General features: G+C 57.3%; 23 protein-coding genes. 11 read left to right on the plus strand and 12 right to left on the minus strand.

Translation table 11 applies throughout. The features are described from left to right. Nucleotides 1–40 precede the first annotated feature (40 nt). Complete coding sequence (gene der, locus GQR90_RS14675; protein ID WP_024952386.1) at nucleotides 41–1,465, plus strand: ribosome biogenesis GTPase Der; 1,425 nt, start codon at nucleotides 41–43, stop codon at nucleotides 1,463–1,465. 119 nt (nucleotides 1,466–1,584) lie between these two features. Here der and GQR90_RS14680 read toward each other — a convergent pair whose 3' ends face one another. Further along, on the minus strand, nucleotides 1,585–2,448 hold the full coding sequence (locus GQR90_RS14680) for an ATP-binding protein (RefSeq protein WP_158774756.1): 864 nt from the start codon (nucleotides 2,446–2,448) through the stop codon (nucleotides 1,585–1,587). A 232-nt stretch (nucleotides 2,449–2,680) separates the two neighbouring features. On the opposite strand from GQR90_RS14680, the gene GQR90_RS14685 reads away from it, so the two are divergent. Both GQR90_RS14685 and GQR90_RS14690 read left to right on the plus strand, forming a co-directional pair. After that, nucleotides 2,681–3,517 (plus strand): M48 family metallopeptidase, encoded by an 837-nt coding sequence (locus GQR90_RS14685; protein ID WP_158774757.1) that lies wholly within the window; start codon nucleotides 2,681–2,683, stop codon nucleotides 3,515–3,517. Nucleotides 3,518–3,712: 195 nt separating this feature from the next. Further along, nucleotides 3,713–4,909 carry an EAL domain-containing response regulator gene (locus tag GQR90_RS14690; protein WP_158774758.1) on the plus strand — a complete coding sequence of 399 codons (1,197 nt, stop codon included), beginning with the start codon at nucleotides 3,713–3,715 and terminating at the stop codon, nucleotides 4,907–4,909. A gap of 144 nt (nucleotides 4,910–5,053) precedes the next feature. Here the strand turns inward: GQR90_RS14690 and GQR90_RS14695 are convergent, their stop codons facing one another. The 3 genes from GQR90_RS14695 to GQR90_RS14705 all read right to left on the minus strand — a co-directional run bounded on the left by GQR90_RS14695 (nucleotide 5,054) and on the right by GQR90_RS14705 (nucleotide 7,993). Next, complete coding sequence (locus GQR90_RS14695) at nucleotides 5,054–5,368, minus strand: Hpt domain-containing protein (protein ID WP_158774759.1); 315 nt, start codon at nucleotides 5,366–5,368, stop codon at nucleotides 5,054–5,056. Nucleotides 5,369–5,587: 219 nt separating this feature from the next. Next, nucleotides 5,588–7,408, minus strand: a complete 1,821-nt coding sequence (locus GQR90_RS14700) for an ATP-binding protein (RefSeq protein WP_158774760.1) — start codon at nucleotides 7,406–7,408, stop codon at nucleotides 5,588–5,590. 36 nt (nucleotides 7,409–7,444) lie between these two features. Further along, on the minus strand, nucleotides 7,445–7,993 hold the full coding sequence (locus GQR90_RS14705; RefSeq protein WP_233266337.1) for a hypothetical protein: 549 nt from the start codon (nucleotides 7,991–7,993) through the stop codon (nucleotides 7,445–7,447). Between the two features lie 135 nt (nucleotides 7,994–8,128). On the opposite strand from GQR90_RS14705, the gene GQR90_RS17680 reads away from it, so the two are divergent. Then, nucleotides 8,129–8,527 carry a response regulator gene (locus GQR90_RS17680; RefSeq protein WP_158774761.1) on the plus strand — a complete coding sequence of 133 codons (399 nt, stop codon included), beginning with the start codon at nucleotides 8,129–8,131 and terminating at the stop codon, nucleotides 8,525–8,527. A gap of 5 nt (nucleotides 8,528–8,532) precedes the next feature. Further along, a complete protein-coding gene (locus GQR90_RS17685; protein ID WP_233266338.1) occupies nucleotides 8,533–8,865 on the plus strand; it encodes a winged helix-turn-helix domain-containing protein in 333 nt (110 codons plus the stop codon). 9 nt (nucleotides 8,866–8,874) lie between these two features. Here the strand turns inward: GQR90_RS17685 and aroE are convergent, their stop codons facing one another. The 3 genes from aroE to GQR90_RS14730 form a co-directional block, all read right to left on the minus strand. After that, on the minus strand, nucleotides 8,875–9,705 hold the full coding sequence (gene aroE, locus GQR90_RS14720; RefSeq protein ID WP_158774762.1) for a shikimate dehydrogenase: 831 nt from the start codon (nucleotides 9,703–9,705) through the stop codon (nucleotides 8,875–8,877). A gap of 45 nt (nucleotides 9,706–9,750) precedes the next feature. Then, the gene (gene hemF, locus GQR90_RS14725) at nucleotides 9,751–10,671 is read right to left on the minus strand and encodes an oxygen-dependent coproporphyrinogen oxidase (protein WP_158774763.1); all 921 of its coding nucleotides are present in this window, start codon (nucleotides 10,669–10,671) and stop codon (nucleotides 9,751–9,753) included. A 163-nt stretch (nucleotides 10,672–10,834) separates the two neighbouring features. Next, the gene (locus GQR90_RS14730) at nucleotides 10,835–11,416 is read right to left on the minus strand and encodes an L-threonylcarbamoyladenylate synthase (RefSeq protein ID WP_158774764.1); all 582 of its coding nucleotides are present in this window, start codon (nucleotides 11,414–11,416) and stop codon (nucleotides 10,835–10,837) included. Between the two features lie 238 nt (nucleotides 11,417–11,654). On the opposite strand from GQR90_RS14730, the gene GQR90_RS14735 reads away from it, so the two are divergent. After that, nucleotides 11,655–12,548: a 5'-nucleotidase, lipoprotein e(P4) family gene (locus tag GQR90_RS14735; RefSeq protein WP_158774765.1), complete on the plus strand. Its 894-nt coding sequence runs from the start codon at nucleotides 11,655–11,657 to the stop codon at nucleotides 12,546–12,548. Between the two features lie 148 nt (nucleotides 12,549–12,696). Here the strand turns inward: GQR90_RS14735 and dprA are convergent, their stop codons facing one another. Together dprA and GQR90_RS14745 are read right to left on the minus strand one after the other, a co-directional pair. Next, nucleotides 12,697–13,923 (minus strand): DNA-processing protein DprA, encoded by a 1,227-nt coding sequence (gene dprA / locus GQR90_RS14740; RefSeq protein WP_158774766.1) that lies wholly within the window; start codon nucleotides 13,921–13,923, stop codon nucleotides 12,697–12,699. Between the two features lie 85 nt (nucleotides 13,924–14,008). Beyond that, a complete protein-coding gene (locus GQR90_RS14745) occupies nucleotides 14,009–15,061 on the minus strand; it encodes a LysM peptidoglycan-binding domain-containing protein (protein ID WP_199269437.1) in 1,053 nt (350 codons plus the stop codon). A gap of 246 nt (nucleotides 15,062–15,307) precedes the next feature. Here GQR90_RS14745 and def point away from each other — a divergent pair, with 246 nt between their 5' ends. The 5 genes from def (at nucleotide 15,308) to GQR90_RS14770 (ending at nucleotide 21,466) form a co-directional block, all read left to right on the plus strand. After that, nucleotides 15,308–15,817, plus strand: coding sequence for a peptide deformylase (gene def, locus GQR90_RS14750; RefSeq protein ID WP_158774767.1), 510 nt, complete (start codon nucleotides 15,308–15,310; stop codon nucleotides 15,815–15,817). 201 nt (nucleotides 15,818–16,018) lie between these two features. Continuing rightward, on the plus strand, nucleotides 16,019–17,011 hold the full coding sequence (gene fmt / locus GQR90_RS14755) for a methionyl-tRNA formyltransferase (protein ID WP_158774768.1): 993 nt from the start codon (nucleotides 16,019–16,021) through the stop codon (nucleotides 17,009–17,011). After that, nucleotides 17,008–18,459: a 16S rRNA (cytosine(967)-C(5))-methyltransferase RsmB gene (rsmB, locus tag GQR90_RS14760; protein WP_158774769.1), complete on the plus strand. Its 1,452-nt coding sequence runs from the start codon at nucleotides 17,008–17,010 to the stop codon at nucleotides 18,457–18,459. Before fmt ends, rsmB begins: the two co-directional genes overlap by 4 nt. A gap of 123 nt (nucleotides 18,460–18,582) precedes the next feature. Continuing rightward, nucleotides 18,583–19,956 carry a Trk system potassium transporter TrkA gene (gene trkA / locus GQR90_RS14765; RefSeq protein ID WP_158774770.1) on the plus strand — a complete coding sequence of 458 codons (1,374 nt, stop codon included), beginning with the start codon at nucleotides 18,583–18,585 and terminating at the stop codon, nucleotides 19,954–19,956. Nucleotides 19,957–20,017: 61 nt separating this feature from the next. Beyond that, nucleotides 20,018–21,466 (plus strand): TrkH family potassium uptake protein, encoded by a 1,449-nt coding sequence (locus GQR90_RS14770; RefSeq protein WP_158774771.1) that lies wholly within the window; start codon nucleotides 20,018–20,020, stop codon nucleotides 21,464–21,466. Between the two features lie 97 nt (nucleotides 21,467–21,563). Here GQR90_RS14770 and GQR90_RS14775 read toward each other — a convergent pair whose 3' ends face one another. The 3 genes from GQR90_RS14775 to GQR90_RS14785 all read right to left on the minus strand — a co-directional run bounded on the left by GQR90_RS14775 (nucleotide 21,564) and on the right by GQR90_RS14785 (nucleotide 24,317). Next, on the minus strand, nucleotides 21,564–22,436 hold the full coding sequence (locus GQR90_RS14775; RefSeq protein WP_158774772.1) for a tRNA-uridine aminocarboxypropyltransferase: 873 nt from the start codon (nucleotides 22,434–22,436) through the stop codon (nucleotides 21,564–21,566). Nucleotides 22,437–22,541: 105 nt separating this feature from the next. Continuing rightward, nucleotides 22,542–23,486, minus strand: a complete 945-nt coding sequence (locus GQR90_RS14780) for a bile acid:sodium symporter family protein (RefSeq protein ID WP_158774773.1) — start codon at nucleotides 23,484–23,486, stop codon at nucleotides 22,542–22,544. A gap of 81 nt (nucleotides 23,487–23,567) precedes the next feature. Then, nucleotides 23,568–24,317 carry an SIR2 family NAD-dependent protein deacylase gene (locus GQR90_RS14785; RefSeq protein ID WP_158774774.1) on the minus strand — a complete coding sequence of 250 codons (750 nt, stop codon included), beginning with the start codon at nucleotides 24,315–24,317 and terminating at the stop codon, nucleotides 23,568–23,570. Nucleotides 24,318–24,398: the final 81 nt, after the last annotated feature.

A 24,398-nucleotide genomic window follows, 5' to 3' on the forward strand; every position in this document is an offset into this window, starting at 1 on the left:
GCCGGCATCGATGCTATCCCTGCGAATGCTGTGAGATTTCATGAACCCCGTGATCGCCCTGGTTGGCCGACCGAATGTCGGCAAGTCGACGCTATTCAATCGCCTGACCAAAACCCGTGATGCCCTGGTGGCCGACTTCCCCGGCCTGACCCGTGACCGCAAGTACGGTACCGGCAAGGTCGGCGGCAAGCCTTACACTGTCATCGATACCGGTGGTATCAGTGGTGATGAAGAAGGCCTCGACCTGATGATGGCTGGCCAGTCTCTGGCTGCCATCGATGAAGCCGACATCGTGCTGTTCATGGTGGATGCCCGCTCTGGTCTCAACATGGCCGATGAAGCCATTGCTAACCATCTACGCGTCAACCAGAAGAAAACCTGGTTGGTCGTGAACAAGACGGATGGCATGGACGAAGAAATCGGCAAGGCTGATTTCTGGGGTCTCGGCCTTGGCGACCCGCGCGCCATCGCTGCCGAACATGGCCGTAACGTCACCGTACTTCTGGAGGAGGTGCTCGCACCGTATCCGGAAGTCGAGGAAGGTGAAGACGAAGATCAGCACCCGGAGCTTGATGACCGTGGCGTACGCATCGGTATCATCGGCCGCCCGAATGTCGGCAAGTCGACGCTAGTCAACCGTCTGCTGGGTGAAGAGCGCGTTGTCGTCTTTGACCAGGCAGGCACGACGACGGATGCTGTCGAAATTCCCTTCGAGCGTCGTGGGAAGCCGTATCTACTGGTCGATACCGCGGGTATTCGTCGTCGCAAGAACGTGAGCGAGATGGTGGAAAAGTTCTCCATCATCAAGACACTGGAAGCGATCAAGAAATGTAACGTCGCCGTGATGGTGCTCGATGGCAGCCAGGGTCTGGTCGAACAAGACCTTCACCTGCTGGACTTCGTGCTGACCAGCGGTCGTGCGCTGGTACTGGTCGTCAACAAGTGGGATGGCCTGGAGAGCGAAGCCAAGGAGAAGATGCGTTCCGAGATCAAGCGTCGTCTGGGCTTCACCGACTATGCAGATCTGCACTTCATCTCGGCGCTTCACGGCACCGCGGTAGGCGATATTTATCCGTCTATTGATCGCGCCTTCGATAGTGCGATTGCCCGCTGGTCGACCAAGCGTCTGACCACTCTGCTGCAGGACGCCACCCAGGCGCACCAGCCGCCGATGATCAACGGCCGTCGTATCAAGTTGCGCATGGCTCACCAGGGCGGTGCCAACCCGCCGCTGATCATCGTACACGGCAACCAGACCAACTCGCTGCCGGAAGCCTACAAGCGCTACCTGATCAACACCTTCCGCAAGGTACTCAAGGTCAAGGGTACGCCGATGCGCTTCGAGTTCCGCTCCGGCGACAACCCCTTCGATGGTGCCAGAGGTACCGATGATCGCGAGCGCGCCAAGGAACGTTCACTGGCCCGCACCAAGGAAGCACGCAAGGAGCGCAAGCAGCGTCGATGATGATGCGGCATTGCTGAACGCTTACCAGTAACGCGGTTGGAAGTACCAAAAACGCCGGCTCCGCAGATAACTGCAGAGCCGGCGTTTTTTGGCTAAAAAAAGATCAATATGGATGTGACTCAGACTTCCAACGTCTTCTGCCCCGCCCACATGTTGGCAAATTGCCAGGCAGCGCGTCCGCTACGTACGCCACGCTGAGTGGAATAGCGCAATGCCTCGCCCCGGGCCGCCTCATCAAAGCTCCCCTCGCCCAGACGCCATTCGACCCAGTGCTGACACGTCTCGAGATAGGCCTCCTGATTGAACGGATGGAAGGCCAGCCACAGGCCGAAGCGGTCCGACAGCGAGATCTTCTCTTCCACCGCATCACCATGATGTAGCTCGCCATCCACGATGTGCGTGTCATGGTTGTCGCTCATCTGCTCCGGCAGCAGATGGCGACGATTGGAGGTCGCGTAGAGCAACACATTCTCCGGCGGCCCTGTCAGCGTGCCGTCCAGTACACTCTTGAGCGCCTTGTAAGCATCATCACTGCCCTCAAAAGACAGATCATCGCAGTAGACGATAAAGCGATGCGGCTGATGCGCCAGCTCTGCCACCAATGACGGCAGCGCGGGCAGATCATGGCGATCAATCTGAATCAGGCGTAATCCCTCATGACCCAGAGTATTGAGCAAGGCACGCACCAGTGATGACTTGCCGGTACCGCGCGCACCCCATAGCAGCGCATGATTGGCGGGCTTGCCGGCCAGAAAGGCGCGCGTATTCGCCATCAATTCACGCTTCTGCCGGGCAATGCCGAGCAGATCTTCAAGCGTGAGTGCGTCGCGTGGCGCGATCGGGGTAAGGCGCCCACCCAATGGATGACGTGTCCATAGTGCGGCGATATCGCGATTCCAATCAACGTCGATCACGGTAGGCGGCAGCAGAGGTTCCAACCGATCAAGCAATTGATTGAGACGACATTCAAACTCTGGCGACATGATGACTCCCTGTCAGATACACAATGATTAGGTCGTAGTGCAGACCACTGCAAATGATCTCTCAGTATGCCACGCCAATAGATCGAATCAGGCAACTTCGCCCTGTAAGCCCAGCAATCAATGATTCCGAAAAACTGCACAAGCGAAGCTGTCCGGTTATGCTGTCTGCACTTTTCTTGCACTTTTTCCTTTTGCTGCAGTGCCGATTGACATCATTACCCAGGAGATCACCATGCCAGGATTGCTCCCTTCATCCACCCTTCCGTTACGTCGCTTGCTACCACTTGCCGCCATCGCGACCGCTGTCACGCTAAGCGCCTGCGCAAGCTCTCCACTGGGCCGTAGTCAGCTGACGCTCTATTCCGACCAGGAGCTGGAAAAGATGGGCGCGGCTAGCTTCAGCAAGTATCAGGAAGAACTGCCGGTGGTTGAGGGCAGTGAAGACGCCTATGTCAGCTGTGTCGCCAACGCCGTGACGGCCAAGGTACCTGCGAGTTATGGCATCGCACAGTGGGAAGTGAAGGTCTTCAAGGATGAGTCTGCCAACGCCTTCGCACTTCCGGGTGGCCACATCGGTGTCAATACCGGACTGCTGGATATCGCTGAGAATCAGGATCAACTGGCTACAGTCATCGGACACGAGATTGCTCATGTACTGGCGCGGCATGCCAATGAACGTGTCTCAACGCAATCGCTGACCTCTGCCGGGCTTTCATTGACGCAGGCGCTGACAGGCCTGGAGGGTGCGGGAGGCGACCAGTTAATGGGCCTGCTGGGGATGGGGGCCGAATACGGAGTACTCAAGCCCTTCTCACGCTCACATGAATCCGAGGCTGATCTGATAGGCCTCGATCTGATGGCCGAAGCCGGCTTTGACCCGCGGGCCAGCGTCAAACTGTGGTCCAACATGAGTGCTTCTGGCGGTGGCCAGCCACCAGTATGGATGTCGACACACCCGAGTGATGAGCAGCGAATGGCGGCACTAAACGAGCGCCTGGCGACAGCCCTGCCAATATACGAGAAGGCACGCAACGCTGGCGAGAAACCCAACTGCAATCGACTGCGCTAGTCTCCCTTCCATGAAGCAAAGAGGCGCCCGAGGGCGCCTCTTTGCTTCATGGGAAATGTAAACACTCGTTGCCAAGTGTGTCTATATCGTCTCTGACCAATAGTAAATTGCTAGTCTGTTAGCACGCCCTAACGCTTTGTGGCCATCCTCTCCCTCGGGCATAGACATTGCGTTCACTTGTAAAGGAACTGCAGCATGACTCGATTTGCCCTCATCATTGACGACGACCCAGACTTCCGTGAATTACTGTCGGGATTACTTTCCGCTCACGGTTATAGTTGTACCGAGAGTGAAGGATTACAGGATATTGCCTGCAACTCTGGCCGTCTGGAAGCCGATCTCATTCTGGTCGATTATGAGCTTGGTGATTTTACTGGCGATGATGTACTCAATTATCTACGAGAACGTAATGTGGAAGCCGGTATCATTCTAATGAGTGCCTGTCATTCCAGTGAGATGGGAACGATGGTTGATCGGGGACGTCGAGGCGGATTGAACATGCTGGGACAACTCGGAAAACCCTTCGATCTAAAGCATCTGGCCTCCATGCTCAATAATCTCAAACTGCATCATAATCCGCTGACTGTCGGCGAATTGGACGACGCGCTTTCCCAACAACAACTTCATCTGGTCTATCAGCCAAAGATAGATCTCGGGTGCGGAAAACTGACGGGGGCCGAAGCACTCGTACGCTGGCAGCATCCGCTCCGGGGCATGGTGATGCCCAACCAGTTCATTACCCTCGCTGAGCGTAGTCATCGTATCGATCAACTGACGTGGCAGGTACTGGATCAAGGCTTCCGTCAGCAGACACTATGGCGCAAGCAGGGGTTAAATCTGAACCTGGCACTCAACCTATCCCCTGAGTTATTGCGCACCCGTGACATGCTTAAAAATCTTGATGCACTTGCCAGTGAACATGATATCGACCCACATTCCATCACGCTGGAGCTGACGGAAAGCTGCGGAATCGACTGCCTCACCTACGCACGCCATCTGCTCAATGCCATACGCGAGCGTGGTTATCGTCTGGCATTGGACGATTTTGGCACTGGGTTTTCATCCATGATGCAGCTTTATAACCTGCCCTTTGACGAGCTGAAAATCGATCAATGCTTTGTGGGGCGCAGTGACAGTCATCCTGAAGCCAGAGCCATCACACGGACGATTGTAGAGCTAGGCCAGCGCCTTAATCTCGCCGTCGTTGGCGAAGGTATCGAGACATCAGAGCAGCGCGACTATTTACGTGATACTCAATGCAATATTGGACAGGGTTATTTATTCGCACGGCCACTTGCTGTCGAGGCCTTTAATGCCTGGCATCATCAGCCACCGATAGCCGTGAGTGAGTTAGCAGCGCCGAAAGCAGCTACACGTCATGTCAATATCTAGATGACACAAGACCCGGCCAAGGCCGGGGTATTTCGATGATATTTCAATGTATCCTTCCCCCCATCTTCATCATTACTACTCCTTTTTCATATAGTGATCTCCAGACCGTCAACTTGACACGCACACTCACTCTCTTGAAGGCCCTCATACCTGCAGAAAGCCCCTCTGTACGAGGGCATGACGTGTCATATCCCCTAGTGCTTCGAGTTGCTGTAACTGCTGGCAAATCATCTCATCATCGCTACTGGCCAACGCACTTTCCAGCATCTTCGCGGCACTGGCCAGTCCCAGGCACCCAAGCGATGCCGAGGCCCCCTTCAGTGAATGGGCCTCACGCTTGAGCATGGTGTAGTCACTCTGAACATGCAGTGTTGCCATCAGCTCCACACGGCGATCAAGGCGCTTGAGATAATTATTGAGCAGTTGAGAAAAGGCCTCAGCATTTAGGGTGTCCAGCAATTCTCGACAGGTATCCATCTGTAAAAGCGACTGTAACTTTTGCTCAGAAAGCTCCCTCTCCCCGGCTGAATTCCTAGCTTCGTGTATATCATCAGAGGGATATGCCTCGTGCTGAGCGAACGCCACATTCTCCCCTGCCGCCGATACACAGATAGCGGTCAACACAGCATCGGGCGGTGCATGAGAAGGGGCATCTGACGCAGAAGAGACGACAAGATGCTAACGGAGCACTCGACTCAGATCATTTCGCGTAAAGGGTTTATGCAGTACTGCATCCATACCGGCTACCAGGCAACGCCGAGCATCTTCCTGCATCACGTTAGCGGTCATGGAAATGATGGGGAGATGAACTCGTCCAGCTTGACTGGCCTCGATTTGACGCCAGCGACGCGTCGTTTCCAGGCCATCCAGTATTGGCATCTGCATGTCCATGAAGATCAGATCCACCGCTGAGCCTTCTCGGGACAGCCACTTCAGCGCCTGCTCACCATTATCGACGACCGTCACCTGTTGACCCAGAAATTCGAGCATCGCACGGGCCAGTGATTGATTGATCTCATTATCTTCTACCACCAGGATTCGGGCCTGTGGCAGTGGCGTATCTACAGCCATCTGCTCAGGACATGCATCCGAGGCAGCTAGCTCGGGAAGCGTAACAGTGCACCAGAAGCGACTACCCAATCCGCGATGACTTTCCACTCCAATCTCACCACCCATTGCCTCTACCAAGCGTCTGGAAATGGCCAATCCCAAACCAGTCCCTTCATGGCGACGGGCCATGGACGTATCTACCTGAGTGAAGGGGGCAAACAAGTGCCCAAGCTGGTCGTGATCAATACCACAGCCACTATCTTGCACCTCGAAATGCAAGGTATCACTCCCATGGGAGCGGATGCCTAGTCGAATAGTGCCTTCAGGACAGAATTTGAACGCGTTGTTGAGCAGGTTGGTCAGCACCTGACGCAGACGATTGATATCGCCCTCGACCCAGGTAGGCAGGTCATCCGCACGCTCTTCCAGGAACATGCAGGTGTGTTCAGATGCTGTGCTATCGCACTGGCGGGCATAGTGCGCCACGAGCGAATCAAGGAAGTCCGGCAACGAAAAACAGCGCTGATCCAGCTCTAGATTGCCGGCCTCGATCTTCGAATAATCGAGTACGTCGTTAATGACAACCTGGAGGCTCGCTGCGCTCTGGCGCAATGTCTCGATATACGCTCTGCCGCGAGAAGACGTGATTTCCTCACCAATCAGATCTGCCACACCCACCATGCCATTGAGTGGAGTACGAATCTCGTGACTCATGATGGCCATGAACTCAGACTTGGCCTGACTGGCTGCCTGCGCCAGTTGCACCATGCCATCAAGCTCTCGCGTACGCTCTTCGAGCATTCTCGCTTTCGAAGCACGCTCGCGTGTTTCCGCGACAAGCGCTACCACGAGTACCGCACCACTCAGTGTCAGCAGCAACAGCAATATCAAGGCCAGCGTATAGAGTTCCAGTAGCTCCTTACGTTCATTGGAGCGCTGAATGGCAGCCTCTGCATTGATATCCAGCAACAATTCACCTGTCAGTCCTTGCAGTGATGTCAGGCGCGCCAGTAACTGTTCCGACAGCAGCTCATCACGCCCACCGCCATCAATCAGTACCAGGATATCTTTATCCAGTGCCTCGACTCGCGGCAGGCTCGCCATCAGCTGTGCATGAAGCTCAGGTATTGCCTTGAGCATGCGACCCATCTCACCACTTTGCAGCAGCTGCACACGACTGAAGAGGATATCGAGACGTAGTAGAAGCTCACTGTCATCTCTCAAGGGGGCCGGGGTAGGTGACAATCGCCCCTCAGCGATCACCAGGCGTAATTCGCGCACTTCTCGATCGTACTGATAAATCCCCCATATCATGTTTTCGCGCAGCTTGTGCTCAAGTGTTTGTTGGTGCTGATAAACCAATGCACCTGTCACGAGTACCAAGACAAAGAATAGCGTCGCGGCAATCGCGACGCCGGCTCTGAAATACATCGATCGGAGTGGATTCATGAGTAGGCATCCTGCCAGACGCGATTGAGACAGTAATTAATCGTCGATTTCGATGCGTTTCACCTGCCAGACAGAGCGAGTCATGATTTGCTCATTGAGTAGATCGGGCTGCTCGCTGAAGGGATAAATGATGAAGATGGGACCATTGTCACGCACCCGTAAACGTTTACCGTCGATTTGCATTGCCAGGATGACCGGATAATCAAAAAAATCCTGTACTGGCACGTTCGCGGCATAGTCATTAAGCGCCACGATACGCATCGTGCCGCTTTCCGCACCCACGGCCTCCATCAGAGCAGACCCTAACGGACCACTGAAACGCATCTCGCCATCGTGCCAGGGAGTCATTGTCAGAGTTTCACGCTGCTCCAGTGCTGCCAGCATTTCACGATCAAAGTGCGCTTCATTGCCCGCATTGGTGTGCTCGATATTACCGGTAACCCTCAACACGACCGGACCTTGCGGTGCTTCAAGCGCCATGACGACAGGCGATAACAGCAATGCACTTAGTAAACCGTACGATACCCAGCGCCGACACTGAGCAAGTTGCGAAATGACATGAAGATACCCAGAAAACTCAAGCATGCGACTTACTCCACTCGATAATAGACAGTCATGAGTATAAGCCGCCGCGTTTACGCCAACCGTGAACCATTGTGACGTCGTATCACGATAGAGACGCGTAGACTTATGCCATGAATCCATCAGGGAGGTGACGGCATGCACATCGGCATTCTGGAGGATGATCAAGATCAACGTGATTATCTAATGCTCTGCCTGCAGACACAGGGTCACGAGCTAGCAGGGTTTGAGCGTGCCAGTCAGTTATTGCGCGCCCTGCGCGAGCAGAATTTTGACATGCTGATTATCGATTGGCAGCTGCCAGATGCCTGCGGCATGGAGCTGACACGTACATTGCGCCGCGAGCATGGCTGGCAGGGGTTGATTCTGTTCATCACCGCAAGCCAGGGGGAAGAAGACGTCGTGCACGCACTGGAGCATGGCGCTGATGACTTCCTGAGCAAGCCCATCAACCCGAAGGAACTCACGGCGCGAGTGGCAGCGCTTGGCCGACGACTGGCCGACGACTGGCCAATAGTACTGCCAGCAACGCACTGAATGAGGTGGAGGATATTCCCGAGCACTACCGAATAGAACAGGAAGAGCACACCATCTGGTGCGCAGGAGTCCAGGTCAATCTGACACAGCGTGAGTATCAGCTCGCCGTACTCTTGCTGCGTCATATAGGAGAGCTATTTTCACGCGCCTATTTGCTGGAGATGATATGGGGAATCAACGGTGACATCTCTACCCGCACCGTCGATACCCATATCAGCCGCCTGCGCCGCAAACTAGGATTTGATGGTAGTCATGGCCTCAAGCTGAGAAGCGTTTATCAACATGGCTATCGACTAGAGCTCTGCAGCGATGGAGAAAGTGCTCGCAAGATCGCCTGAATCTCTCCATCAAGCCGTCAACAACTGACGCAACATCCGCGCAACGGGCGCAGTATCCGGCCGCTTGTGGCGCCACAGAAAGTAGGATTCTGCTGCTTGCTCTACCAGCATGCCCAAGCCATCCTCTGAACGTGCGCCGCGTTCAGCAGCCCAGCGCATGAAGACGGTGGGTTCTGCGCTATACATCATGTCGTACGCCAGCGCGTGGGCGGTAAACAACGCATCCGGCAATGGCGGTAGCTCACCGCCTAACGATGCACTGGTTCCGTTGATCACTAGATCAAACGTACCCTCAATCTCCTCAAAGCTTCCGCCTGACAGCTGTGTATCCCCAAGTGCCAGGTCCGAAAAGTCAGCGGCAAGCTCACTAGCTTTTGAAGCCGTGCGATTCGCGATGGTCAGTGCGGCAGGCTGCTTCGCCAACAAGGGCTCCAGCACGCCACGCACGGCGCCTCCTGCACCCAGCACCAGAATACGTGCACCCGCGAGCGGCGCCGTCAGGCGCTCTAGATCCCGCACCAGGCCCACTCCATCCGTCGTGTCACCGTAGACCTGACCATTTTTACCCAGTAGCAGAGTATTGACGGCGCAAGAGCGTTGAGCGCGCGGTGTCAGCACGTCGACAAGTCGATACGCTTGCTCCTTGAAGGGCATGGTGACATTCGCACCTAGCCCGCCTTCAGCGACAAACTCGGCCCAACCACCGGCAAAGTCATCTGCCGGCGCCAGCCGTGCCTCATAGCTCAAGGAGTCTCCCAGCTGCTCAGCGAAGGCACGATGAATCAAGGGAGATTTCGAGTGGGCAATAGGATTGCCAAATACAGCATAACGAGACATCAAGACTCCGGGACAGTCACACGGTAAATATCAGGACAACGGATACCATCAGGCGCTTTCACCCAGCCAATCACGCGCATGCAGGAAGTCGCGATACAACACCGACTCGGCACTGCCTTCTTCCGGCTGATAGCCGTATTCCCAGTGTACGACCGGCGGCATCGACATCAGAATCGACTCGGTACGTCCGCCGCTTTGCAATCCAAATAGCGTGCCACGGTCCCATACCAGGTTGAACTCGACATAGCGGCCACGGCGATACAGCTGGAAGTTACGCTCGCGCTCACCGTAAGCCGTTTCACGACGGCGTTCGACGATCGGCAGATACGCTTCCAGGAAGCTATTGCCTATGGACTGCTGGAAGGCGAAGCAACGCTCGAATCCCCATTCATTCAGATCATCGAAGAACAAGCCACCCACGCCGCGTGTTTCATCACGATGCTTGAGATAGAAGTACTCATCACACCAGGTCTTGTAACGCGGATAGACATCGCTTCCGAAGGCAATGCAGGCATCAAAGGCCGCCTGGTGCCAGTGACGTGCATCCTCGAATTCAGGATAGAACGGCGTCAGATCGTAGCCCCCACCGAACCACCACACCGGTGCCTCACCTTCTTTTTCGGCAATGAAAAAGCGCACATTACCGTGGCTGGTTGGCACATGCGGATTATGCGGATGTAATACCCAGCTAACGCCAACCGCGTGAAAGCTGCGGCCCGCCAACTCGGGCCGAACAGCCGTGGCAGATGCCGGTAACTGTAGGCCGAAGACATGTGAGAAGTTGACGCCGCCCTTCTCGAATACATCACCATTCTCCATGACTCGCGAACGACCACCGCCGCCCTCTGCTCGCTCCCAGCTGTCTTCACGGAAACTTGCCTTGCCATCACAGGCTTGCAGCGCATCACACAAGCGGTCCTGCAGGTCGAGCAGGTAGACCTTGACGTCTTCGAGATTGGCGTGGGCCACGGTGCCTCCGGTGAATCGAAAAATGAAAAATGAAAAAGAGCAGCGAGCCATCTGCCCGTCTCCTCGCTGACGAGAGACTGTCAGCATACCGCCACCTCGAGGTGATGGCAGACGGCGCTTTACTTGCACATGATCTACATCAAGGCCATGGCGTACGCGACACTCAGGCCCGCAATATCATACCGGTAGCAAGATCACGAATGGTGCTTGGCCGCACATAACCACCCAGCGGGCCGTCGAGAATCACATCATCCACCAACGAGGTACCAAAGGTGCCACGTATCTCATCGATGCTCATCGCTGGCGCTTCGCCTGCACGATTGGCCGAAGTGGAGACAAGTGGGCCATCAAACGCAGCACACAGCGCCTGTACCAATGGATGATCACTGACCCGCACCGCAAGACTGACATGCTCACCACGCAACAAGGGATGGGCACGACCGTTATCCGGCACCAGCCAGGTAAAAGGCCCCGGCCAACTAGCCACTAACTGCTCACGTTGCGTTGTCGAGATACCGACAAGCCACGGCTCGAGCTGGGCGATATCGCCAGCGATCAGGATCAACCCCTTGGCGGCATCCCGAGACTTGAGCTGAATCAACCGTGCCAGCGCTTCACCATTGTCAGGATCGCACCCTAACCCCCAGACAGCCTCAGTCGGATACGCAACGATTGCGCCGCGACGCACACAGTCCGCAGCATCTGCAACAGCGATAAGATCGAACGGGGCAGCACTTGCATTCATGATCCGCACAGGCCTCCTTGAGACAGGCAACACAATGGGCTGACCTCGACAGTGAGTCACAGGTACATCGCCCGAACAGGCCGCAATTCTAGCATGCTCATCAGCATGAGACCGACGCAACGATGTGTCATGCAGACACGACTTATCGTCACACTCTCGTCACGGCATGATGGATAATGCTGCACTCCGACGCTTCGATCAGCACACCCTTATTCCTGAATAAACAAGGACGTATTCCATGCGCCGTTACATGACGCTCAGTACTACCGCTGCCCTGCTGCTGACAATGGCAGGTTGTGCTAGCTCTACCTCTCAACCTGAAGCTCCGTCCGCACCCAGGCCCGGCATGAGTGAGGCGCCATCCGCGCTGTCTCAAGCGGCACCGATCAGTGATCAGGCCATGCTGGCCACCTTGTGGGTACAGCGCAGCGCCGAGTTTCACGCCCTGTCGCTACAGGCGTTCAACGTCGCGCACGACCGCCTGAATATAGCGCTTGCCCGTCGCACTCAGCACGACAAGCCACTGGCCGTGGTGGTCGATGTCGACGACACCGTGCTCAACACCACCAGCTATGGTGGCTGGGCACTGCGCGAAGGCCGTACGTATGACAGCCAAAGCTGGGCAAACTGGGTGGACGATGCCGTCTCGACAGCGTCTCCGGGGGCGGTGGACTTCCTGAACTACGCCAGCGCCAGCGGCGTCGATGTCTATTACATCACCAATCGCAAGGCCGCGGGAAAGCAGGCGACCATCGCCAACCTTGCGGCGCTTGGCTTCCCGCAGGCAGATAACGCGCATGTGATGCCGCGCACCGAGAGCTCCAACAAGACTGAACGTCGCGCCATCGTGACGGCAGACCACAACATCGCGATTCTGATGGGCGATAACCTGGGCGACTTTGATCAGGCCTTCCAGCAGGACACCAGTACTGCACGCAATGCCGAGGTGGAGCAACACGCCAGCCAGTTCGGCCGTCGCTTCGTCATGCTGCCCAATCCGACTTATGGTGAGTGGGAGGGCGTTATCTATCAGGGCAACTGGGATATCAGTGAGACAGAGAAACGCGCGATGCGCGATGCTGCCCTGAATGTCTGGCAATCAGAGACGGGTACCGTAACGACAGGTCAGTAACGACAGGTCAGTAACGACAGGTCAGTAACGACAGGTCAGTAACGACAGGTCAGTAACGACAGGTCAGTAACGACAGCAATGTCAGGCCAATAAAAGAACGCCCTGCAAAGTCCTTGCAGGGCGTTCTTGTTCAACCAATGTCACTTGCTCAAATGCGCTTCCAGCCGCCGGGCGCCTGAACCGCTTTCCCTTCAAGCTCCAGCTCCAGCAGTTGCATGCTCAACTCACTCACGTGACTTCCACTGAGCTCTACCAATTGATCGAGCGCGGTCGGTATTGCCCCCAAAAAGCACAAGGGTGATGCCTCCTTGACACCCGGTAGTGAAGGAGATGCCAGTGACGGCAACTCCTGCGTCATGGCATGCGTCAGCGGCTGCTGTCGCGAAACCGGATTTCTCTTCTGGCGAGGGACAACAGAATAGCCTTCAGCCATGACCGCCTCCGGCATGAGGTGATTCAGCTCTGCCAGCATGTCGTCCACATTGCGCACTAACGTGGCACCCTGCCGAATCAACTCCAGACATCCACTTGACGCGATATCCTCGATACGCCCGGGCAGTGCAAACACCTCACGATTCTGCTCCATCGCCAGCCGCGCACTGACCAACGAGCCACTGCGCAACGTCGCCTCTACCACCAGCACACCGTGTGACAACCCAGTAATCAGGCGATTACGACGCGGAAAATGACGTGCATGTGCGCCGGTACCTGGCGGATGCTCTGACAACAACAGTCCGCCGCTATCAAGCAAGCGCTGGCGCAAATGATGGTGCTGTGCAGGGTAGGTCACATCCACACCGCAGCCCAGCACGGCGAGCGTCGAGGGACGTGCTGGGAAATCGTCATCGGAAAGTCGCGCGGCTGCCGATAGTGCACCCTGATGAGCCGCGGCATCTATCCCCAACGCAAGGCCACTGGCCACACTCCACCCTCGTCTCACCAGCTCACCGGCAAACTCATGGGCATGTGCAAGCCCCGCCTGGCTCGCCTTGCGCGCACCCACAATGGCCAGCTGTGGGAGTTCGAGAAGTTCACATCGCCCCAATGCCCATAGCGTCAGCGGCGGGTCTGGCAACGTATCGAGCATCGCGGGCCATTCAGGGTCTGCTGGCGTCAGGAGATAGCAACCATAAGCCGGCGAGTGCCATTCGAGATCTGCCATGACCTGCTGATATAACGGCGAGGACGTTGGTCGCTCGCACCAAAGCCTCAGTGAGGCCGACAAGCGCGGAGGTAACGCAGCCAACCAGCCCTGTGGCCAGTCTGCATGCTCTCTCAACTTGGCACCGGTATGGCTACCGAAACCCGGTAGTCGCGCCAGAAACGCAAAATCCGCTCGCGAGGGGATACGCTTTTCGACATTGCTATCGATCATCACGTATTACCTCCCGAGCGGATCATTGGCAGCCTTGACCGATATTCATGCCACAGCTGCATCATCAACTATTTCAGGCTTGGCCTCAGCCATTCGGTTCCAGCAACTTGTCGCCGACGCTGAGTGGACGCCCTGCCTGCATCACCAAGGCATAACTGACCTTTTCGTAGATGCGGAACACCATCAAAAGCCCACCTTCTTCACCCGGCAGGGTGATGCTCTCCCCTGTTACCGGGTCTTCAATCGTCTCGCCACGACGCTCTACACCGAACACATATCCAGGCTCGATACCTTCTCGACTACCACGATTGAGCGCCACGATGTCATTGCGGCCAATGTTGCGCAGGCCATCAGGCGCCGCGAGGATGATACCGCCGGTATCTTCTGCGGGCGGTTGCGGTTGGAAGCTGGTGGTAATGGCGCCACCATCGGCGGGCAACAGTAGATCACCATTGAGAATCTCGCGGTTGGAAGACAGCACGCGCATCACGCCGATATCACCCTCCTGACGCTCAAGCTTGACGTCACCGATACTGACCATTTCCAGTCCCAGGAACTCTTGAGTGTCGGGGTCCACATAACGATCGCCTTTGCGGTAGACGCTGTAGGTGTCGTAGCTCCCCCATTGGCCGCGCGCATAGATGGTATCGCCGGCACCACTGATCAGACGGGTATCATCACCCGCCACGATATAAGGTACGCCTTCGATCTCTTCAGGCTTTACGACGCGATGGTCTGTCAGGAATGCCGAGATCTTTTCCAGCGGGATGGGTGGCACAGCCTCACGCTTGGGGATCTTGCGAATCGACGGCGATAGCTTCACGACGCCACCTTGGCCACGCTCCAGACGCAGACGTGGCTCACCATTCTCGTAGTAAAGGGATATCCGGTCGCCCGGATAGATCAGATGTGGATTCTTGATCTGCGGATTGGCACGCCAGACTTCCGGCCACAACCAGGGTTCACGTAAAAAGCGGCCAGAAATATCCCAGAGAGTGTCACCGCTGACTACCACGTAGGTAGAGGGTACATTGTCACGCACTGTTGCCGCCTGTGCCTGCGACATCCCTGCGCTTGCCCCCAGCGTCGTCATACCGAGGAGTGCCGTGAACACGGCATTGCCGACCAGTCGTTTCATGCCCATTCATGCGTCCCTTGCGTTATTGCCACCCATCACTGTCGGTGGTGGTGATCTTTTTTCTGAAATCCGTACCGTGAAAATCCGTCTGCTTCGCGCGCCACGACCCCTGACAGCACGCGAGATCAATCTTGACTATTGCCGCGATAGTAGCAGCATTGACGGCCATCGGTTCCGTTCCTCGCTTGTGCACACTACAATATCAGTCAAATCCTTACTGACAGCACAACGGTAATTACACCAGTCATGGCCAAGCGCGAAATTCTTGAATTCCCCGATGAGCGTCTGCGCAATGTTGCAGTACCGATCGAGACGATCGATGCTGAACTGCAGACCCTGATCGATGACATGATCGAGACCATGTATGACGCTAGAGGCATCGGCCTCGCCGCCTCACAGGTCGACGAACATCGCCGTCTGATCGTCATCGACGTCAGCGAAGATCAGTCCCAGCCGCTGGTGCTGATCAACCCCGAATACACGCCTATCGGCGACGAGAAGGAACCGATGCAGGAAGGCTGCCTATCGATCCCTGAGTATTATGCCGAAGTTCCGCGTTACTTGAAGGTACGACTCAAGGCACAGGACCGCAACGGCGACGCTTACGAACTTGAGGCCGATGGTCTGCTGGCGCACTGTATCCAGCATGAGAACGACCACCTGCAAGGCACGTTGTTCGTCGACTACCTCTCTCCGCTCAAGCGGGATCGAGTGATGAAGAAGATGCAAAAACGTCATAAGCTACAGGAAGACTGATCTCATCGAGTCGGTGCAACTGACAGCATTGAGTTGTCATTAGTGACCTGCTCCCTGGGGAGACATATCGCACGGAGGCTGGGGGATCCCCCTCGGCCTCCGTGCTCGTTATTGCTGATACGTTATTACGAGCATGCCCTTCCTGCTCCGCCAGCACCTTGAACCCGGTATCATCCGCGTTCCCCATACGAGAGTTCTTGCATGTCGAAAGCCCTGCGTATTGCCTTTGCCGGCACCCCCGATTTTGCTGCCGAGTGCCTGACCGCCCTGCTAGGCAGTCAGCATCACATCATCAGCGTCCACACTCAGCCGGATCGCCCCTCTGGCCGTGGACGCAAGCTGACCCCCGGCCCCGTCAAGCAGCTGGCGCTTGAGCATGCCATCCCCGTGCATCAGCCGCTGAACTTCAAGGACGACGCCGACCGCCAGGTTCTGCGCGATCTCAACGTCGATATCATGGTGGTCGTGGCCTACGGACTGATTCTGCCGCAGGCAGTGCTCGACATTCCGCGTCTCGGCTGTCTGAACATCCATGCTTCACTGCTGCCACGCTGGCGGGGTGCTGCACCGATTCAGCGCGCCATCGAGGCGGGTGACAATGCCTCTGGCGTTACCATCATGCAGATGGATGCAGGTCTCGACACAGGTGGCATGCTGTTGATTCGCCGTACATCCATCACCGCTAGTACCACGGGTGGCGAGCTGCACGACGCACTCGCTGCCCAAGGGGGTGAAGCGATCGTCACGGCACTCAATGCGATTGCCGAGGGTGATCTGCCAACGACACCACAGCCCGAGGAAGGCGTCACCTACGCCGCCAAGCTCTCCAAGGCCGAAGCCGAGCTAGACTTCACGTGCCCGGCATCTGAACAGGATGCACGCATTCGTGCCTTCAATCCTTGGCCGGTCGCCTGGACGCGCCTTGAGGGCGAACCATTGCGCCTGTGGATGTCACGCACCAGCGAGCAGCGCCTTGATATCGCTGTCACGCCAGGCACGCTCCTGGCCCCGAGCAATGACTGCCTGCGCATTGCCTGCGGCGATGGCCATGAGGTGCTGGAAATCACTCGTGCCCAGCTGCCCGGTGCCAAGCCATTGAGCGTCAAAGATCTTCTCAACTCCCGTGCTGCGCGCTTTCCCGAAGGACTTGTCCTCGGCGCCAGCCACACTCCTGATACCGAGACTTCCGCATGAGCCAGTCAGACAATCCGACCGCCAAGGGTAACGGCAAGAAGCGTAACTCCCTGCCGCCCGCCCGTCCCAAAGGTGGCGGTCAGAAGCATGGTGGTGCACGCCGCCAGCCTGACAATGCACCGGCCTCTCCGGGTGCCGCGGTTCGGGTCGCAGCGGCTCGCACACTCTCTCCGGTACTGGCCGCACGTAGCTCGCTGAACATGGATAGCCTGCCGTCTGGCGTTGCTGGCCGTGACCAGGGTCTCTACAAGGCATTGTGCTTCGGTGTCTGCCGCCAGCTGCCACGTCTGGATGCTCTGGCTGGTCAGCTGTTGAAGTCGCCCTTCAAGTCACAGGATCAGGATATTCATGCCCTGCTGCTGCTGGGCCTGTACCAACTGCTTTACATGCGTATCGCTCCGCATGCCGCCGTCGGTGAGACCGCGGGGGCTGCGCGTGGTCTCGGCAAGGGCTGGGCGACAGGCGTGCTCAACGCCTGTCTGCGTCGCTTCCAGCGTGAGCAGGAGGAGCTTGAAGCTGAAGTCGATAAAGATCCTGCCGTCGCGCTGTCTCATCCCCAGTGGCTGATGGATACCTTCCAGCGCAACTGGCCGGACGACTGGCAGGCCATCGCCGAAGCCAATAATGCTCAGGCGCCGATGACGCTACGCGTCAATGTGGCTGCCATCAGCCGCGAGGACTATCTCGCTCAGCTGGCAGAAGCCGAGATTGATGCTGTCGCCTGCCCGTTTGCCGAGCACGGTATCACTCTGACCGCTGCCTGCGATGTCAGCGCACTACCAGGCTTTGAGGAAGGTCTGGTCAGCGTGCAGGATGAAGCCGCTCAGCTCGCTGCCCAGCTACTGGCACCCGCAGTGACGGCCATCAACCCCGAAGGCGAAGGTGTCCGTTTACTCGACGCATGCACCGCCCCCGGTGGCAAGCTGGCTGACATGCTGGAACGCTTTCCCGCGCTGGACGCGACGGCCATTGATATCGACGGCGAACGCCTTGAGCGTGTAGAAGAAACGCTTGAGCGTCTGCAGTTGGGTGCTGGTGTCGTCTGCGCTGATGCCTGCGAACGCGATTGGTGGGACGGCGAGGCCTTCGACGTCATCCTGCTTGATGCCCCCTGCTCCGGCAGTGGCGTCATCCGCCGCCATCCCGACATCAAGCTGCTGCGTCGTCCGAATGACATCGGTGATCTCGCGCGCCTGCAGGGCAAGCTGCTGGCCAACCTGTGGAGCATGCTCAAGCCAGGCGGCACGCTGGTCTATGGCACCTGCTCCATCATCACGCAAGAAAATGCTCGCGTGATGGACCGCTTCCTGGCGGGTACGCCGGATGCCAAGGCCGAAACTATTCGCGCTGATTGGGGCCGCGTCTCTGGTGCTGGTCGTCAGATGCTGCCACAGATCAATGGCCACGACGGCTTCTATCTGGCGCATATTACCAAGGCCAACGTCTGATACCTGTTGGCAGGTGAGCATGACAGCGTACTGACAGCCGCGCCCCGACACCGGGGCGCGGCTGTCTTCCGTCATGGCACTGGTTTATCCTGTGCCGACTGAGCAACAGCGGACGAGCCGGACATGAAAATCATCATTCTGGGTGCAGGCCAGGTCGGCGGGACGCTCGCAGAGCATCTCGCCCACGAAGAAAACGACATCACGGTCGTGGATATCGATAGCGAGCGGCTACGTGATTTGCACAACCGACTCGATATACGGACCGTGACCGGTGCCGCCAGCTACCCACAAGTACTGCGTCAGGCCGGTGGCGAAGATGCCGACATGCTGATTGCGGTGACCAATTCAGACGAAGTCAACATGATCGCCTGTCAGATCGCCCACAGCCTGTTCCATACGCCGACCAAGATCGCGCGGGTGCGCTCCACCGCCTACCTGACCCGCAAGGGACTGTTCTCGCATGATGCCATCCCGGTCGATGTGCTGATCAGTCCCGAGCAGGTCGTCACCGACCACATCCGTCGCCTGATCGAGTATCCCGGTGCGTTGCAGGTACTGGATTTCGCCAATGGTGTTGCCCAGCTGGTGGCGGTCAAGGCCTATTACGGCGGGCCCCTGGTCGGTCAAGAGCTCGGTTTCCTGCGTCGTCACATGCCCAATGTGGATACACGTGTCGCGGCCATATACCGTCGTAACCGCCCGATCATTCCGCGGGGCGACACGGTCATTGAAGCGGATGATGAGGTGTTCTTCATCGCCGCGCGCAAGGATATTCGTACCGTGATGGGCGAACTGCGCCGTGTTGATAGAAACTTCCGCCGCGTCGTCATCGCTGGTGGCGGCAACATCGGTGAGCGCCTTGCGGAAACGCTGGAGCATACGCATCAGGTCAAGATCATCGAGCACTCATTGGCGCGCTGTACTGCCCTTTCAGAGAAGTTGGACCGCACCGTCGTCCTCCACGGCAGTGCCACCTCCAAACGGCTACTGCTGGAGGAGAACATCGAAGATTGCGATATCTTCTGTGCGCTGACCAATGACGATGAGGTCAACATCATGTCGTCAATGCTCGCCAAGCGTCTCGGCGCCAAGAAAGTGCTGACCCTGATCAATAACGCGGCCTACGTTGATCTGGTTCAGGGCGGCGAGATCGATATCGCCATCTCGCCGCAGCAAGCTACCATTGGCGGCCTGCTGACTCACGTGCGCAAGGGTGACATCGTCAACGTCCATTCGCTGCGACGTGGCGCAGCAGAGGCCATTGAAGCCATTGCCCACGGTGACGAGCGCTCTTCAAAGGTGGTCGGGCGGCGTATCGAAGATATCAACCTGCCGGATGGCACCACTATCGGCGCTATCGTGCGCGGTAAGGAAGTGCTGGTGGCGCATCATGATCTGGTGGTGAAATCCAATGATCACGTCATTCTGTTTGTTGTCGACAAGCGGCGCATCCGAGAAGTAGAGCGACTCTTCCAAGTCGGACTGACCTTCTTCTGATGCCGGCTATCATGTCCGACATCCCACACACCACCCTCATCACGTGCAGCGGAGGCGACGCATGAGCTTGCGCGTGATCTATCGCATCCTCGGCATCCTGTTGATGCTTTTCAGCGTGACGCTGGTGCCGCCGATGGTGATCTCGCTCGTGTTCGAAGATCGCACTCTAAGCGCCTTCGCCATCGCAATGGGCATCACTCTGCTGACGGGTTTTCTGCTCTACTATCCCAATCGACGGGCGCGCAAAGAGCTCAGAAACCGTGATGGGTTCCTGATCACGGTACTGTTCTGGACCGTACTGGGAGCCTTCGGGTCATTGCCTTTCATGCTGGCAGAAGACCCGAATCTGTCGATCATCGACGCCATGTTCGAATCCTTCTCAGGCCTTACCACGACTGGTGCGACGGTGATGACAGGCCTCGACCTGCTGCCGCACTCCATCCTTTATTATCGCCAGCAGCTACAGTGGTTAGGCGGCATGGGGATCGTGGTATTGGCGGTGGCGATCCTGCCGACATTGGGTATCGGTGGCATGCAGCTCTATCGCACCGAGATTCCCGGCCCGCTGAAGGATTCCAAGCTGACGCCGCGTATTACCGAGACAGCCAAGGCACTGTGGTATATCTACGCTGCGCTGACGCTGGTGTGCTTTGCCAGCTACTGGGCAGCCGGCATGAGTTGGTTCGATGCACTGGGACACAGTTTCTCGACGGTTGCCGTTGGCGGATTCTCGACACACGATGCCAGCATCGGCTACTTCGATTCCGCTACCATAGAGATGATCTGTGTGTTCTTCATGGTGGTGTCTTCAATCAGCTTCGGGCTGCACTTCGCCGCGTGGCGCGAAGGCCGCATCAGCCACTATCTGCGGGATCCGGAAACACGTTTCTTCCTGATTCTGCTGCTGATTCTGAGCTGCGTCACCATCGCTGGCCTGCTGCTCACCGGCAGCTACGATGATAGCAAGGCATTGCGCCACGGGCTCTTCGAAGCAGTATCCATCGCGACCACCACTGGCTTCGGCGTCGCCGACTTCACCGGCTGGCCTGGCGTGCTGCCGATGATGCTGTTCATCGCCGCCTTTATCGGCGCGTGTTCCGGCTCGGCGGGGGGGGGCATGAAGGTCATTCGCATTCTGCTGATCCTCAAGCAGGGAGCACGCGAGATCTACCGTCTGATTCACCCCAATGCCATCCTGTCGATCAAGGTAGGACGCATGCGTATCTCGGAAGGCGTGGCCGAGGCAGTCTGGGGCTTCTTCTCCGTCTACCTGCTGCTGTTTGTACTGATGATGCTGGGCATGCTGGCGACAGGTCTCGATCAGGTGACTGCCTGGTCAGCCGTCGGGTCGGCACTCAACAATCTGGGCCCGGGGCTCGGTGGGGTCGCCACCCACTTCGGCGATATTCCCAGCACTGCCAAAGGCATTCTGATATTGGCGATGTTGCTCGGCCGCCTCGAGATTTTCACCATCCTGGTACTGTTCGCACCTGCCTTCTGGCGGCGCTGACACCAGCATTCAGACAATGAAAAATGCCTCGCCGGAGATTCCGACGAGGCATTTTTCATATGATGTCATCTAAGCGTAAGGAGTGTTGCGTCGTAGGTTACTCGCTGCTGTCGCTAGCTTCACGTCTGGCCAACAAGCGAATCATCGCCGCTGTCGGCTCCAGTACATAGTGAATACGGCTAGCACGGTAGCAATCGTTAAAAGCGTCAAAGTAATCATCCAGCACACTGGCTGCGGCCTCTTCCCCTGCCTGACGCAATAACTCTGCGGCAACCTCTGCCGTGCATAGATGTGCCTCGGATGCAGCCTTGCGCAAGTGATAACGAGTGAGCCGCCGGGAGTGCAGCGGCAGTACCGGCAAGCCATCCAGGTAGGGGCTCCTTCGGAAGATACGCCGCGCCTGACGCCAGGTACCGTCAAGCATGATAAAGACAGGAATACGCAGCTCCCCCGTCGCGGTATGCGTCGGCACGCCCTCACCCACCCCTGCAATGGCGTTCACATCTACCACACGATCAGCATAGTCCGACTGATCATCCGGGAAGATGATGAACGGCTGATAACGATCATCCTCCAATAACGCCAACAACCGCGGATCTGGCTCGACGCGATACCAGCTGAAGACGTCAGTACCTTCCAGTACATCACCAATCAACCGCCCGGTGTTGGTCGGCTTGTAGTGTTCCAGCGGGTGCGTGATCAACCAGAAGCGGATACGTGACTCTGCCTTGACGCGATAAGGACACAGGCAGTTGAGCTGTGGCAGACGGCAGGCCTCGCAGCGAACTACCTGACTGCCGCGGGCCTTGAACTCACGCCGCGGATGGCTACCTTGCCATTCCTCAGGCTCGCCACTGGGCAGTGTAGTGATGCCGCCCCTATCCTTGGTATCACGGTCATCAGAAAAGGAAAGGTCTTCGGCCAGAGCGGTCGGCTCGGCATCTGCCAACGAGGAGCGGGAATCACACATGATGAGCAGTCAAGGCCAAAGAAAAAGGGACGCGCATTCTAGCATGCGCGTCCCCTCTCTCATGACCTCACCAGATCATATTGCCTCTAACGCTACCCCCAGAGACTACACCTCGTAACGATGCTTGCTACCCGTGACGAACTTCGGCGGACGGCGCTTCCAGTAACCCGCCAACAGCGAGCCTGACACGTTGTGCCAGATGGAGAAGATCGCCCCGGGAAGAGCTGCCGTCGCCGAGAAGAACTGACTCGCCAATGAGGCGGCGAGGCCAGAATTCTGCATGCCGACCTCAATGGCGATGGTGCGCGCGGTACGCTCATCCAGCCCGAATAGACGCGACAGGCCGTAACCAGCACCCAGGCCGATCGCGTTGTGCGCGACCACGGCCAATGCGACCAGCGGGCCGAGTGTGGCAAGGCGACCGACATTGAGCGATACCACGATAGCAATGATCAGTACGATCGCCAGCATGGCCAGACTCGCCAATGCAGATTCCCACTCGCGAATCGCATCACGCGCGAAGTGATGCACGATCACACCGAGCACGATGGGTGCGACTACCAGCTTGGCGATGCTGAACAACATCCCGCCCACCGGCACATTGATGTCGGTACCCAGCAGCCACCAGGTCAGCAGAGGTGTCATGACGATGGAGAGTAGCGTCGACGCCATGGTCATCGATACGGACAAGGCGACATGGCCACCCGCCAGCCATGTCATTACATTGGAGGAGGTACCTCCAGCCGTCGCACCGACCAATACCATGCCAACGGTCAGCGCCGGATCCAGCCCCAGTACCCGCGCGATCAGGAAAGCAGCCAGGGGCATTACGGTATATTGAAGAAGCAAGCCCAGCGCGATGGGCCATGGACGACGAGCCACACGGATAAAGTCTTCGCGTGACAACGTCAAGCCCATGGCAAACATGATCAGCGCCAGCAGTGGCTGAATGAAGTCCTTGAGCGCGACAAAAGGCGTCGGCGCAATGACTGCGAGGCCTGCAAAGACCAAGGCCCACAGGGGGAAGAAGCGATTGAGCGTCTCGAACATACTCTGGATTTCCGGTCGCCGAGGGAGCCTCGCCCCTCAGAATTGCTGGCCTGCCACCCACGGAAGGCCTGAAGCCGCGCATCATAACGTATCAGGCAAGCCAAGATGACCCTGATACAACCAATGGCGCACAAGGCGCGGCAACGCCTGACCAGCACTCTCGGCTAACGGAAGCACTCCCGGCTCGGCGAGCTCATTGGCATTGGGGTCTATCAGAATGATCGGAGCATCCAATGGTGCCGCCGCATAGAGATTGGACGCCGGCATCACCTTGAGTGACGTACCAACGATCAACAGCAGATCGGCTTCGGCTGCGAGTTCCTCGGCAATCCCGTAAAGCGGCACAGCCTCGCCAAACCACACGACATCCGGCCGTAGCTGACTGCCCTTGTCACACAGGTCACCCAGTCGTATACCGCCGCGAGTCAGTGGATAGCGCAGACCATGATCGACACTCGAACGCGCCTTGAGAATCTCGCCATGTAAATGCATGACCTCGCGGGAACCCGCACGCTCGTGCAGATCATCAATATTCTGAGTGATGACCGACACACGAAAGCCATTCTGCTCAAGCTCTGCCAGCGCCTTGTGAGCGGCATTGGGTCGCGCCCGCCTTACCTGAGCACGGCGATCATCATAAAAGCGCAGCACTTGTTCCGGGTCACGCCGAAACGCCTGCGGCGTAGCGATGTCCTCCAGTCGATGCTCCTCCCACAAACCATCCTCGGCACGGAAGGTACGCAGACCACTTTCAGCGCTGATGCCAGCACCGCTAAGTACGACCAGATGACGCCCATGCCGTGCGCCCGGGTCCTTGAAACCTTCACTCATCGAACATTCTCTCTGCTGGTCAGCCGCGTGAATGAATAGCACGGGGAAGTACTGCTGGCATTGTCTCACTCAATAATGAGC

It is taken from the genome of Cobetia sp. L2A1 (assembly GCF_009796845.1).
Classification (GTDB): domain Bacteria; phylum Pseudomonadota; class Gammaproteobacteria; order Pseudomonadales; family Halomonadaceae; genus Cobetia.

What these genes read in the sequence shown, in the direction of transcription:
- der (WP_024952386.1), top strand. Translation starts at nt 41, where the DNA reads ATGAACCCCGTGATCGCCCTGGTTGGCCGACCGAATGTCGGCAAGTCG.
- GQR90_RS14680 (WP_158774756.1), bottom strand. Translation starts at nt 2,448, where the DNA reads ATGTCGCCAGAGTTTGAATGTCGTCTCAATCAATTGCTTGATCGGTTG.
- GQR90_RS14685 (WP_158774757.1), top strand. Translation starts at nt 2,681, where the DNA reads ATGCCAGGATTGCTCCCTTCATCCACCCTTCCGTTACGTCGCTTGCTA.
- GQR90_RS14690 (WP_158774758.1), top strand. Translation starts at nt 3,713, where the DNA reads ATGACTCGATTTGCCCTCATCATTGACGACGACCCAGACTTCCGTGAA.
- GQR90_RS14700 (WP_158774760.1), bottom strand. Translation starts at nt 7,408, where the DNA reads ATGAATCCACTCCGATCGATGTATTTCAGAGCCGGCGTCGCGATTGCC.
- GQR90_RS14705 (WP_233266337.1), bottom strand. Translation starts at nt 7,993, where the DNA reads ATGCTTGAGTTTTCTGGGTATCTTCATGTCATTTCGCAACTTGCTCAG.
- GQR90_RS17680 (WP_158774761.1), top strand. Translation starts at nt 8,129, where the DNA reads ATGCACATCGGCATTCTGGAGGATGATCAAGATCAACGTGATTATCTA.
- GQR90_RS14730 (WP_158774764.1), bottom strand. Translation starts at nt 11,416, where the DNA reads ATGAATGCAAGTGCTGCCCCGTTCGATCTTATCGCTGTTGCAGATGCT.
- GQR90_RS14735 (WP_158774765.1), top strand. Translation starts at nt 11,655, where the DNA reads ATGCGCCGTTACATGACGCTCAGTACTACCGCTGCCCTGCTGCTGACA.
- dprA (WP_158774766.1), bottom strand. Translation starts at nt 13,923, where the DNA reads ATGATCGATAGCAATGTCGAAAAGCGTATCCCCTCGCGAGCGGATTTT.
- GQR90_RS14745 (WP_199269437.1), bottom strand. Translation starts at nt 15,061, where the DNA reads ATGAAACGACTGGTCGGCAATGCCGTGTTCACGGCACTCCTCGGTATG.
- def (WP_158774767.1), top strand. Translation starts at nt 15,308, where the DNA reads ATGGCCAAGCGCGAAATTCTTGAATTCCCCGATGAGCGTCTGCGCAAT.
- fmt (WP_158774768.1), top strand. Translation starts at nt 16,019, where the DNA reads ATGTCGAAAGCCCTGCGTATTGCCTTTGCCGGCACCCCCGATTTTGCT.
- rsmB (WP_158774769.1), top strand. Translation starts at nt 17,008, where the DNA reads ATGAGCCAGTCAGACAATCCGACCGCCAAGGGTAACGGCAAGAAGCGT.
- trkA (WP_158774770.1), top strand. Translation starts at nt 18,583, where the DNA reads ATGAAAATCATCATTCTGGGTGCAGGCCAGGTCGGCGGGACGCTCGCA.
- GQR90_RS14770 (WP_158774771.1), top strand. Translation starts at nt 20,018, where the DNA reads ATGAGCTTGCGCGTGATCTATCGCATCCTCGGCATCCTGTTGATGCTT.
- GQR90_RS14775 (WP_158774772.1), bottom strand. Translation starts at nt 22,436, where the DNA reads ATGTGTGATTCCCGCTCCTCGTTGGCAGATGCCGAGCCGACCGCTCTG.
- GQR90_RS14780 (WP_158774773.1), bottom strand. Translation starts at nt 23,486, where the DNA reads ATGTTCGAGACGCTCAATCGCTTCTTCCCCCTGTGGGCCTTGGTCTTT.
- GQR90_RS14785 (WP_158774774.1), bottom strand. Translation starts at nt 24,317, where the DNA reads ATGAGTGAAGGTTTCAAGGACCCGGGCGCACGGCATGGGCGTCATCTG.